This window comes from Methylomonas sp. BW4-1 (genome assembly GCF_052474385.1).
Map to the genome: position 1 here is coordinate 4772324 of NZ_CP184125.1, position 11786 is coordinate 4784109.

General features: G+C 52.9%; 9 protein-coding genes. 4 read left to right on the forward strand and 5 right to left on the reverse strand.

Translation table 11 applies throughout. The features are described 5' to 3' along the window. Positions 1-67: 67 nt before the first annotated feature. Both ACH5Y9_RS22085 and ACH5Y9_RS22090 read right to left on the reverse strand, forming a co-directional pair. On the reverse strand, positions 68-4195 hold the full coding sequence (locus ACH5Y9_RS22085) for a PAS domain-containing protein (RefSeq protein ID WP_445367605.1): 4128 nt from the start codon (positions 4193-4195) through the stop codon (positions 68-70). 316 nt (positions 4196-4511) lie between these two features. Then, positions 4512-5537, reverse strand: coding sequence for an HD-GYP domain-containing protein (locus ACH5Y9_RS22090; RefSeq protein ID WP_101052714.1), 1026 nt, complete (start codon positions 5535-5537; stop codon positions 4512-4514). A 332-nt stretch (positions 5538-5869) separates the two neighbouring features. On the opposite strand from ACH5Y9_RS22090, the gene ACH5Y9_RS22095 reads away from it, so the two are divergent. After that, positions 5870-6055: a YjfB family protein gene (locus ACH5Y9_RS22095; protein ID WP_171697219.1), complete on the forward strand. Its 186-nt coding sequence runs from the start codon at positions 5870-5872 to the stop codon at positions 6053-6055. Positions 6056-6076: 21 nt separating this feature from the next. Here ACH5Y9_RS22095 and rsmI read toward each other — a convergent pair whose 3' ends face one another. After that, positions 6077-6928, reverse strand: coding sequence for a 16S rRNA (cytidine(1402)-2'-O)-methyltransferase (rsmI, locus tag ACH5Y9_RS22100; protein ID WP_445367606.1), 852 nt, complete (start codon positions 6926-6928; stop codon positions 6077-6079). A gap of 21 nt (positions 6929-6949) precedes the next feature. Between rsmI and ACH5Y9_RS22105 the strand changes: the two genes are divergently transcribed. The 3 genes from ACH5Y9_RS22105 to ACH5Y9_RS22115 are packed head-to-tail and all read left to right on the forward strand — an operon-like array spanning position 6950 to position 9733. Next, positions 6950-8770, forward strand: coding sequence for a penicillin-binding protein activator (locus ACH5Y9_RS22105; protein ID WP_445367607.1), 1821 nt, complete (start codon positions 6950-6952; stop codon positions 8768-8770). Position 8771: 1 nt separating this feature from the next. Then, positions 8772-9140 (forward strand): YraN family protein, encoded by a 369-nt coding sequence (locus tag ACH5Y9_RS22110; RefSeq protein WP_445367608.1) that lies wholly within the window; start codon positions 8772-8774, stop codon positions 9138-9140. 5 nt (positions 9141-9145) lie between these two features. Beyond that, complete coding sequence (locus ACH5Y9_RS22115) at positions 9146-9733, forward strand: phosphoheptose isomerase (RefSeq protein ID WP_445367609.1); 588 nt, start codon at positions 9146-9148, stop codon at positions 9731-9733. Positions 9734-9788: 55 nt separating this feature from the next. Here ACH5Y9_RS22115 and glgC read toward each other — a convergent pair whose 3' ends face one another. Continuing rightward, positions 9789-11054, reverse strand: a complete 1266-nt coding sequence (gene glgC / locus ACH5Y9_RS22120; RefSeq protein WP_445367610.1) for a glucose-1-phosphate adenylyltransferase — start codon at positions 11052-11054, stop codon at positions 9789-9791. Positions 11055-11156: 102 nt separating this feature from the next. After that, positions 11157-11630 (reverse strand): carbohydrate-binding protein, encoded by a 474-nt coding sequence (locus ACH5Y9_RS22125; RefSeq protein WP_445367611.1) that lies wholly within the window; start codon positions 11628-11630, stop codon positions 11157-11159. Positions 11631-11786 lie beyond the last annotated feature (156 nt).

Here is an 11786-nt window from a genome sequence, read left to right on the forward strand (position 1 = left end):
TATCGGTTTGGCGGTCGCCGAATCGCACGTGCCGGAACAGTGCAACTCAAAACGGCGAACGATAAAATCAGCTAGGCAAAGCCCTCAGAATGGCAGGATAGTCAAAGTTATCAGCCAGATAGGCCAGGGTTTTGCGCAATTGAGGATCCTGCGGCGTTGCCAGAACTATGGCATTTGCTATACGTTCCGGCTCCAGACTCTCCAGTGCATTTTTCAATTCATCCCGTGCCGATGCCGGCAAGCCGGCTAACATGTTCGGCGTTAATGGCGCGATTGGCGGGGTTTGTTCTGGAACACCCTCGTAAACATAACGCACCCCCAAGTGCTTGGCCAGACATTCGTAGATTTCGTTGAAGCGATAAGGCTTGCGTACAAAATCGTTCATACCGGCTTCCAGAAGCTCGCTGCGCTGCTCCAGGAATGCCGAGGCTGTGACGGCAACAATGACGACCTCGTGCCCGCCAGGCAACTCCCGAATTCTTTTCGTGGCTTCCAAACCATCCATTACCGGCATTTGCCTATCCATCCAGATAAATTGCGGTTGCCAGGTTTGAAATAGCGATATGCCCTCCGCGCCGTTGCCGGCCACTTTGCAGGAGAATCCGACCGATTCCATCAATTTTGCCAGCAATAACTGATTTTCGAGCTGATCTTCAACGATTAATATGCGGTAGTCGCTTTGCCCTTCCACTAAGCCGATGACGGCGCCGGCTTCCGCTTTATCAGCACTGGGGCCGGTAATATCCGCCTGATTCACCTCCGCGAGTGGCAGATCTATTCTAAATAAAGCGCCTTGATTCGGGTGGCTTTCCAAGGTAAGCGTACCGCCCATCAATTCCACAAACTGGCGGGTAATGGTCAATCCCAAGCCGGTGCCTTGGCTATCCCTTTGCTCGCCTAGCTGTACGAATGGTTCGAATATACGTTGCTGATCGGCCAGCGGGATCCCCACACCGGAATCTTCGACCTCAATCTGTAGATGCGAAATGCGATTTTTGCGGGTGCCTAGGCGCAAGGTAACACCGCCTTGCTGCGTAAATTTAATAGCATTGCCCACGAGATTAATCAGCACTTGCCGCAAGCGGGCTTCGTCGCCGACAATGAAACGCGGAAACTGCGATGCCTGATCGACCAACAACCTCAGGCCTTTTTCGGCGGCGCGGACACTCATCATATCGGTAATATCGCGCACCATATTGCCCAAATCGAAAGGCGCGTTTTCCAGGTGTAGCCGGCCTACTTCGATTTTAGCCATTTCCAATACATCGTTAATCAACATCAACAGATGCTCGCCGCTGCGATTGATAATATCCAGGTTTTGCCTTTGCTCCTCCGACAGTTGGGGGTTTTTCCGCATCAATTTTGAGAACCCAAGAATAGCGTTTAGCGGGGTACGCAATTCGTGGCTCATATTGGCCAGGAATACGCTCTTGGCCCTATTGGCCGCTTCTGCCGCATCGCGCGCTATTATCAAGTCGGCGGTACGTTGCTGGATTTCATCTTCGAGGTGTTCTTTATAGCGCCGTAATTCTTCCTCGTTTTGCTTGCGATCATGGATGTCCATACGAATACCCAACATGCGTATGACCTTACCGTCCGAATCGCGCTGAATACCGAAACCGCGCACATACTGCCAACGATAACTGCCGTCGGCGTGGCGCATGCGCGCTTGATATTGATATTCCGTGAAATCAAGGGCTAACACGCCGCTCATTTTGTCGCTGACTTCCGCTTGATCGTCCGGATGAACGCTTTCGAACCATGCGCGCCGATCAGCCATGCCGGTCCGAACAGGATAGCCGAGCATCGTGTAATAGGTGGGCGAAGCGTACCATTGGTCGTTTTTTACATCCCAGTCCCAAACGCCGACCTGCGCGGCTTCCAACGTCAACCGCAAGCGCTCCTCCGAGTCGCGTAAATGCTCTTCCGTGCGTAAGCGCTCAGCCTTATCGCGGAGCACGGAAATGCCAAAGGCCAAATCTCCGGCCAGTTCCTCTAACAAGCGAATCTCCGCTGCCGTAATCGCATTGGGTTCTGCGGAATAAATCGTCAGCGCACCGAAAATATCCGCGTTCTGATCGGCCAAAGGCAAGGCAATAACCGAGCGATAGCCGCGCGCTAACGCTGCGTCTCGTGCCAAAGCCATCAACGCATCGGTGCAGACATCCTGAACATAGACTTTTTCGCCGCTGCAAATGGCGGCGGCAGCGGGACTTTGCGCGCCCGCCGCATCCCCGCCACTGTGATCGGTGACGGCCAGATAGCCGTCTTCAAAACCGGCCCAGGCCACCGGGCGTATTGTTTTGGGAGGGCCGTTTTCCAAGTAGCCGACCCAAGCCATGCGATATTCGGCTTCATCGCAGACGATACGGCAAATTTCTTTAAGCAGGCTTGGTTCGTTGTCATGTCGCAGCAAGGCCTGATTGCAATTGCTGATCGCGCGCAATTCGCGATTGAGCTTATATAAGGCCGCTTCCGTTTGCTTGGCTTCGGTGATGTCCGTGCGTAAATATAGATAATTGCAAACCTGATAAGCTTCGTCGTAAATCGGTGAGGCGGTGATCTGTTCCCAGCGCAACTCGCCGTTTTTGTGGCGATTGGTCAGCGAAGATTTCCATAGTTTGCCTGCTGCCAATTGTGCCTGGCAGGCTTGGTACGTATCGGCAGTTATTTCACTGGACAATAATGCGCGAGGCGTCATTTTGTAAGCCTCGCCGAACGTATACCCGGTAATCCGCGTATAAGCATGGTTGGTATAGGTCAATACGCCCTGCAGGTCGGTAATCTGGATGCCGGTCGGATTCTGATCCGCCGCTTGCGCCAGCCGATTGATTTCGGTGGCGAATAGATGGCGTTCTGTAATGTCGCGGTTAGTGATGCGCCGGCCTCGGTAGTTATTGTCCGCCCCGAACACGGCCTGGCAACAATGCGAGATCCAGCGTATTTCACCATCGCGGCGGACAATGCGAAAGTCTACTTCAGCGAGGCGTAAATGCTCGACATCGTGGCGATGATCGGTCATTAAGTGCCGGTCGTCGGCATGTATGATGCGCGGCAATAACCCGGCATCGGCCATAAACTCCTCGGCCGCATAACCGGTAACCCGCAAGCTGGAAGGCGTCATATACAAAATCTGCTGATCATCGCCTTCCCAATATTCCCAGTCGAAGGTGTAGTCCGCGACGGTATGGAACTTTTCCTCTTCGGCCGCCAACTTGGCTGCAACCAGCAATTGCTTTCGCCACGCACCGATGATGAACCGGGCGCTGCTAGCCGAAATCAAAGCAAACAGCAGGACCAGTCCGGCCATTTCCAGGACTTCGTTCCACCACTCCGCCAGAAAGTCGTCCCGAGCCAGGCCGACGCTGACCCATAACGGGTAGGCGTCCAGTTTGCGAAAAGATACCACCCTAGCAGTATTGTCGAAGCTGAAAGGCGTGTGGAACACACCCGAGGTGTGTCCGGATGCGAGCATCCGGCGAAATTCCGGCGAAATGGTTTTATCGCCAATCATGTTGCCGGGCTCGGCATGGGCGGGATAGCGAACGATCAAGCCCATGTCGGCATCTCTCAGGTTAATCGCCCCGCGACTGCCAATATCAACATTGGAAATCGCTTTACTCAAATTATCCAGTGAAACATTGGCAAAAACCACGCCGGCAAAACTGCCGTCGGCGCGGTTAAGGCGGCGTGCAAAATTTAGCACCCAAACCTTATTGATATGAGACATCACCGGTTTGTTGATAAATAGCCCAAGCGCCGGATTATCCCGCAAACTAGAAAAATAGAGCCGATCCGCCATGCTGAGCGGCTTATCTTTTGGTACATCCACGCCATAGGCTAGCCAACCTTGCGCGTCGGTAGCTCTAAGTCCGATAACCCATGGCAAACGCGCTTGTAAGCGCTGCATAAAAACCGACAGCGCCTCGGCGTCAACGCTCCCCAAAGCCTGTTGCCGCTGGATTTCCTCCACGGCCACCAACACGCCTAAGTCGACCTTTTCGATAAGGCTATCTAAGTTTTGCGCGATAACCTTGGTCAGGTTCTGCGTCGTGATTTCGGCGCGCTGTTGATATTTGTCGAAGCTGCGATACAGCGCAAACCCCACGGTGGCGATAACCAACAGGTTAAGGATTACCGCCCCGGCAATCAGCCGCCTCGAGACATTGTTTGGAAAATCAAGCTGACCTGGCATAGCTGAACTCACAAGACTGTTGTGGTGTATTGGCGGCCCGTAAGTGTGGGCGGGCGAACGGTCCCATCGTATTCCTTAAACGCGCTGCAAAACACCTAAGGATAGGGTTAAGTAACTTTTCTAGCGCGGATTAGCGGAACTTTCCTGTGCTTGTCGAAGGATCGCAGGGGAAATCAGGGCCTTCATAGCCCTTAACCGTTCATGCTTCGACTGCGCTCTCGGCAATTGCTACTGCATCCAGGCCAGTCGAGCACGAACGGTTTGCCGGGAATAGTCATTTCGGGAAGTTATTTTTAGCGGAATTCTAAGGAGCCGCTCAAGCGGGCAAGCAATAATCCCGTTCCCGAAAAAGCTTTAAACAAATCTCGACTACTTCGGCGTTATACAGCACACCGCGATTGTCGGAAATCTCCTGCAGTGCTGCATCCAGGCCTAAACCGGCGCGGTAAGGGCGATGAGACTTCATCGCTTCCACCACATCGGCAACCGCCAGAATCTCCGCTTCCAGCAATATCTCACCCTTCTTTAGGCCGCACGGGTAGCCACTGCCGTTGGGGCGTTCGTGATGTTGCAAGACGATTTGCGCGATAGGCCAGGGGAAGTTGATGGATTTGAGGATGTCGTAGCCGGTTTCGGCGTGCCGCTTGATCAGGCTGAACTCCAAATCGTCCAACCGACCGGGCTTGCATAGTATTTCGGCGGGGATCCGAATTTTGCCAATATCGTGTACCACACTCGCCAACGTCAGCCCCTCTATCCGCTCTTCCGGCAATTGCAAGCCGCGGGCGATAGCCGTGGCGAGGTGGGCGACGCGGCGTTGATGACCGGCGGTGTAGGGATCGCGCGCTTCGATAGTGGCCGCAATCGCGGTCACGAAATCCAGCATGCCGGCGCGCAAATTTCTCTCGCTTTCCATCAATTTACGGGTTCGCTCTTCCACCTGTTCTTCCAGATGGTTGCGCAGGCGGTCAAACTCCAAATGAGTACGCACCCTAACCAGCAATTCATCGCGCTGATAGGGCTTGGTGACAAAATCCACTGCACCCAAGTCAAAGCCGCGCACTTTTTCGTCGGTATCCATGATCGCGCTGACGAAGATAACCGGCACATCGCATGTATTCGGGTTAGCTTTGAGTTGTCGGCAAACTTCGAAGCCATCCATCTCCGGCATGCGAATATCCAACAGCACCAATTCCGGCGGGTGTTTGAAAGCGGAATTTAAGGCTAATTCGCCGCTAATAGCAGAACGGACTTCGTAGCCTTCGTCCTTCAGAATATCCGTTAACAACTTTAAGGAGGCAGGGGTGTCGTCAACGGCGAGAATGTTGCCTTTATATGTCATAAAACTCTTTAATCGGTTTGCCTTAATGCTGCCAGGATACCCTGCCAAACGCAGTTTTCAGCAAAATATGCCAAGGTTTTCCGGGGCTGGCTCATATCGGTTGCGATGCGCCGGAGCGCTAAGTCGTTAGAAACCATTCGGACGCCGTTCGATTTTGAAGGGGCCGCATAGCTGATGCCGCAGGACATTATAGTGTATGCCCCAAGGCGTAGGCAGAACGCAGGTAAGCAGTTATTTTTTATCGATAGCCTAAAGTTATCAGCTTGCGGTTCGATAACGTTTTTAGCCGTTACGGCAACCGCTTTCCAAAACCAACCCGACGAGGCCACGCCATGCTTGATTCCGTCTCTTCCGTCGCCGCGCTGGCGACACAAATGTCCACCCAAAAAACCGCGCAACAAGTCGAAGTTGCGATGCTGGTAAAAGCCAAGGAGATGCAGGAACAACAAGGCCAAAACGCCTTAAAGTTATTGGAGTCGGCCAGCGTACCGGCGAACGGTATCGATGTCCGGGTTTGAGCGGCGGAAGATTGCTGGAACTTAGCTGCCTTGCTTGTCCTGCATCGTCAGCGCCGCCTGATACAAGGTCTTTTTACGCTGGCCGGTAATTTCCGCAGCCAGTGCCGCGGCGGTTTTGGTAGAACATTCCGCCAGCAATATACCCAAAATCCGCCGTTGTTCGTCGGTTAATTCATCGTCTTGCTCACCAGCTTCGCGGCCGGCTACCAATACCACGAATTCGCCCTTGCGCATGTTTTCGTCGGTCTGCACTTTCTCCAACACCTTGGCCAGTTCGTCGCCGACAATCGTTTCATGCAATTTCGTGAGCTCCCGAGCAACGACAATTTGGTGATCAGCCGGAAATACCGTCAGCATATCTTCCAACGCAGCCTGGATGCGATGGCTGGATTCGTAAAAGGCCCAAGTCGAGCAGTCAGCCAACTTGTGTTCGAAGAAGCTGCGCCGCGCCGAGCCGGTGCGTGGCAAAAAGCCTTCGAAACTGAAACGGCTGGTCGGTAAACCCGCCACCGACAAGGCGGCGATCAGCGCGCAGGCGCCGGGTATTGGGCACACGTCTACGCCTTGTTGCCGCGCCAGTTTGACTAAAGGGAAGCCGGGATCGCTGATCATCGGCGTGCCGGCATCGGATACCAGCGCCACCGATAATCCTTCGCGGATTTTATCGATCAGGCCTTGCGAAGCGTGTTCTTCGTTATGTTGATGCAGCGATTGCAGCGGCTTATTGATGCCGTAATGTTGCAGCAACATCTTGACGTGGCGGGTATCTTCGGCGGCGATCAAATCCACTTGTTTCAATATGTCCACCGCCCGAAAACTGAAATCGGCCAGATTACCGATTGGCGTGGCAACCACGTATAATTTTCCGTACATTTATTCTTCGGTCCCCGTGCTATGTCTCATCGCAAATTTGCCGCCATTATGCCGCGTCGTGTTTTAAACCGCTGGTTTTTCGGCCTGTTGCTACTGGCTGCGTGTAGCGAGCAACCGGTCAAAAACAAGACCCAGCTGGAAGTGCGCCCGCAAACCAGTGCCCGCAAAGCCAAGCCGGCCGAGCCGCCGCGCAGTTACCGGATGGCCGACAATCAAAACAGCCTGCATCTGCTGGATGCCGACACCCGCCTGCAGGCTGGTGACACCCAGGCCGCGCAAAAAGCCTTGGATAAAATCAACGCCGAACAGTTACCGCCGGAATTGTTCAGCAAATACAAATTGCTCCAAGCTCAAGTAGCGTTGAGCATGGGCGATGCAGAACAAGCCTTGAAAAAGCTGGAGGGCGTGCGGCCCGCCATACTGACCGACGCCGATCAAATTGTTTATTACCAATCCGTGGCTTTTGTGCATGCTTTGTTGGGCGATGTTGTACCCAGCGTTAGAGCGCGCCTGAAACTGGGCCGACTGTTGCAAAAACCCGAGCAGCAAAAGCAAAACATTATCGCCATCCTCGATGCGCTTAGCGTGTTACCGCTGGAAACCCTTAGCGGCCCGTCTCCCATCGTTGACGAACTGAGCGGCTGGATGGCCTTGGCTAAAGTTCTGAAGCAACGTAACGTGGCGGGTTTTGACACAGCCGGTCAAATCCTGCAATGGCGGCAAATGTTTCCCGGCCATCCGGCCAACGCCGATTACCTGCAAGCCTATCTGAATCCGCCGCCCGTCAGTCAGCAAACCGTTCAAGAACCGGAGCAAGCTGCGCAACCACCTACTCCGGGTGCAACCATTGCCGTGTTGCTGCCTGGCTCGGGCTCTTACGCCAGCGCGGCTAAAGCCATCAGGGAAGGGCTGACGGTAGCCCATCGACTGGCCGCCAGCGCTGCGCCGCAAATGCCGCTAAAGTATTACGACAGCGAAAAAGACGATATAGCCAACATATATAAGCAAGCCGTTAGTGACGGCGCCAAACAGGTGATAGGCCCCTTGGTGAAAGAACAGATCCAAAGTTTGGCGCAATCCACCGAATTAAGCGTGCCGGTGTTGGCGCTGAATCATGTGGAAAATCTCAGCAAAACCAATCTCTATCAATTCGGCCTCAGCCCGATAGACGACGCGGAGCAATTGGTACAAAAAGCCAAGCGCGATGGCCAACAGAATGCCGTATTGCTGACGCCGAATACCACGCAAGGTGAGCGGGTGCGCCATTATCTAATGTCGGCTTGGCAAGCGGCTGGTGGCGCCGTGGTGGGTGTGGAAAGCTACGACCCGAAACAACACGATTTCGCAGCTATTGTAAAAACCTTGCTCAGCACCAGCGTCAGCGCGAATGGCCAGAAGCAACCCTTGGCCTTATTCGTTAGCGCCAGCCCGGAATTGGCCAGAGAGTTGGCGCCGCAACTCAAGTACTCGCAAAGCAGCGAGTTGTCGATTTATGCGATGCCGAATATCTACAGCGGCCGGCAAAATCCGGTGCGGGATAGCGAGTTGGGCAAGATTAATTTCTGCGATCTTCCTTGGGTGTTCGGCGACGCCTACACCGGCGCGCTCAGCCAGCAAGCCGTGCAGAATACTTGGCAAGGCCTCAGCGACAGCCAGGTTAAACTGGTCGCGTTGGGCATAGATGCTTACAACATCATCGGCCAATTACCGCAGCTGACCGGGGCGTCTTACGCCGGTGCTACCGGCCGATTGTCGTTGAACGGTGAAAACCGCATTACCCGCAAACTGGTCTGTGCGCAGTTTAAAGGCGGCGTGCCGGTCGCCTCGGGTTTTGTCGAATAGCATGTTATTCGGCAAAGCCAAGCCGGTCCATCTGCAAAAGGGCGATAGCGCCGAACGACAGGCCTTAACTTACCTACAGCAACAAGGCTTAACGCTGGTGTGCAGCAACTTTCGCTGCAAAATGGGTGAGCTGGATCTGGTGATGAAGGACGGTTCGGCGCTGGTGATTGTGGAAGTACGCTTTCGCAAATCGGAGCAATTTGGCGGCGCCCTGGCCAGTATCACCCGGCAAAAACAGGCGCGCATCGTCGCCGCGACTCAACACTATGTCATAATCAACAATCTGGGCAATGCTGCGATTCGCTTCGACGTGGTTGCCGTATCCGGCGACAACCGCCTGGACTGGATTAAAAACGCTTTTCAAACCTGAGTATTATGAGTTTACAAGACCGCATCATCGCCCATTTTTCCGACAGCATTCAAACCAAACAGGATGCGATGGCCAACCTGTGCGAGCTGATCGAATTCGCCTCGCAAAAAATCGTCGAGGCTTTGGTGAATGACAAAAAAGTGCTGACTTGCGGCAACGGCGGTTCGGCGGGCGATGCCCAGCATTTTTCTTCGGAGATGCTCAACCGTTTCGAACGGGAACGCCCCGCTCTGCCGGCGATTGCCTTGAGCACCGATACCTCAACCATCACCTCTATCGCCAACGACTACCACTACGACGAAATCTTTGCCAAGCAGTTGCGCGCGCTGGGGCAGGCTGGCGACATCTTGCTGGTCTACACCAGTAGCGGTAACTCCGGCAATATCATTAAAGCCGTGAAAGTGGCGCATGACCGGGACATGACGGTCATCGCGCTAAGCGGTAAAGACGGCGGTGTGCTGGCTGGCGCGTTGAACGAAGCCGATATTGAAATCCGCGTACCGTCTTATTCCACCGCCCGCATTCAGGAAGTGCATTTGTTGATCTCGCATTGCCTATGCGATTTAATCGATCATCAGTTATTTGGCGGCTAAGGCGCTCAGGCGCCCGTTATCACTCAATCGGATAGACGGGCGTTTGCATACTTGATTACCTGACGTAATGTAGTTTTTGCCCCAACATTTCGGCAGTTACCAGCACTACCCCGCCCTCGCTGACATAAAACCTGTTTTTGTCGTCGTCAAGATTCTCGCCAATCACCGTGCCTGCCGGCACCTCGCAACCTTTTTCAACGATGGCTTTGGTAATTCGGCAATTTTGGCCTATGCAGACTTGCGGCAACAGAATGCTGTCTTTGATAAGCGCTGACTCGTTTACGGTGACATTCGAAAACACCATGGAATGCTGAATGGTTGCGCCGGAAATAATTGAGCCGCCGGCAATCATCGAATCTACGGCCAGACCACGCCGGCCGTTGTCGTCGAACACAAATTTGGCCGGCGGTGTTTGTTCCTGATAGGTCCATATCGGCCAGGACGCATCGTATAAATTCAAATCCGGTTTGACGCCGATTAACTCCAAATTGGAAGCCCAATAGGCGTCTATGGTCCCGACATCGCGCCAATAACTTTGTTGACCGCTTTGTAAATCTAAAAAGGGATAGGCATTAACAATATGATCGTCAATGACGGCGGGAATAATATCTTTACCAAAGTCGTTAGTGGAATTTTCAGTGAGAGAATCTTTAATTAATTGCTCCCATAAAAAATCGGCGTTAAAGATATAAATACCCATTGAGGCCAACGCGGTATTGGTTCTACCCGGCATCACGGGTGGGTTGGCGGGTTTTTCGACAAACGCTCGAACGCGGCGATTTGCATCCACGTCCATTACCCCAAAAGCGGAGGCGTCTTTTAAGGATACTTCCAGACAACCTATGGTTAGGTCGGCGTTTTTTTCGACGTGGTCGATTAACATGGCCGCGTAATCCATTTTATAAATATGGTCGCCGGCCAGGATTAAAATATGATCCGGTTTACGAGCCCGCAGAATATCGATATTTTGCAAGACGGCGTCGGCGGTACCTTTGTACCAGGAAGTCTCGTCTATCCGTTGTTGTGCCGGCATGATGTCGACATATTCGCCAAATTCGCCGCGCATGAATCCCCAGCCTTTCTGAATATGCCGGATCAACGAATCGGCTTTGTATTGCGTCATCACGCCGATTTTACGGATACCGGAATTCACGCAATTGGATAACGGAAAATCGATAATCCGAAACTTGCCGCCAAAAGGCACCGCGGGCTTAGCCCGCCAATCCGTCATATTCATTAAGCGCGAACCGCGTCCGCCGGCAAGAATTAAAGCAATAGTATTTTTGGTTAATTGATGGATATTGTGTGTAGGCGCTGACATGGTTAAATCTTTAGAAAAATAAGCTGCTGGCCGAATAGGTTTTATAGGGTGTATCCAGTTTTCCCAAGGCTTTTTTCAAACCTAAAAATTACCGGTGAAAACTCAAAATACACGCATTGTTTCAAGCGAAGCAAACGCGCTTGAGTTGTTAATATCCGGAGTGATATGTAGTTCGATAATACTTACCGCAGGCAAGTCGACAACGTGTTGTTCCGATTCCGCCGTGCAGCCTTGCGGATTAAAATGCCATTGTTGGCGGACGATTTCGCGAAACGACTGTCCGCTATCCGCAGAAATATGCAGGACGTATTCCTGGGTTCTGGCGATAGCCGATTCCAAAAAATCCAGTTGAATACATTGCACAGGCTGGGCCTGCTTAAACAGTAAGCGGATAACTTGCGGGCCGGGCATGCCCGCTCGCCACCCGCCGCTAAAACCAGGCAGTAGCGCGGCTTCGATAGTGTGCTCCTTAGCCTCGGATGACACTTCAACGTCAGCAAGCGCTTCCAGATTTAACGGCTCTGTCATTGAGCTGGCTTTGTTGGGCCGACTGTCACCGATAATTCGTTTTTGCATGGTTTACCTGGCGTAGGACGGTATTAATCGATCGAAATGGTTTGAATCCGGTTTTTGTTTGTCGGGATTGAAATCTTTAACTTGAGTGCGATTGCTCCGTAATTGGATAGGCAAGCACCGCATGCCTAGCGTCCGGCTGTTTAGAAATAAGGAATT

What these genes read in the sequence shown, in the direction of transcription:
- ACH5Y9_RS22105 (WP_445367607.1), top strand. Translation starts at nt 6,950, where the DNA reads ATGTCTCATCGCAAATTTGCCGCCATTATGCCGCGTCGTGTTTTAAAC.
- ACH5Y9_RS22085 (WP_445367605.1), bottom strand. Translation starts at nt 4,195, where the DNA reads ATGCCAGGTCAGCTTGATTTTCCAAACAATGTCTCGAGGCGGCTGATT.
- ACH5Y9_RS22095 (WP_171697219.1), top strand. Translation starts at nt 5,870, where the DNA reads ATGCTTGATTCCGTCTCTTCCGTCGCCGCGCTGGCGACACAAATGTCC.
- rsmI (WP_445367606.1), bottom strand. Translation starts at nt 6,928, where the DNA reads ATGTACGGAAAATTATACGTGGTTGCCACGCCAATCGGTAATCTGGCC.
- ACH5Y9_RS22115 (WP_445367609.1), top strand. Translation starts at nt 9,146, where the DNA reads ATGAGTTTACAAGACCGCATCATCGCCCATTTTTCCGACAGCATTCAA.
- ACH5Y9_RS22090 (WP_101052714.1), bottom strand. Translation starts at nt 5,537, where the DNA reads ATGACATATAAAGGCAACATTCTCGCCGTTGACGACACCCCTGCCTCC.
- ACH5Y9_RS22125 (WP_445367611.1), bottom strand. Translation starts at nt 11,630, where the DNA reads ATGCAAAAACGAATTATCGGTGACAGTCGGCCCAACAAAGCCAGCTCA.
- glgC (WP_445367610.1), bottom strand. Translation starts at nt 11,054, where the DNA reads ATGTCAGCGCCTACACACAATATCCATCAATTAACCAAAAATACTATT.
- ACH5Y9_RS22110 (WP_445367608.1), top strand. Translation starts at nt 8,772, where the DNA reads ATGTTATTCGGCAAAGCCAAGCCGGTCCATCTGCAAAAGGGCGATAGC.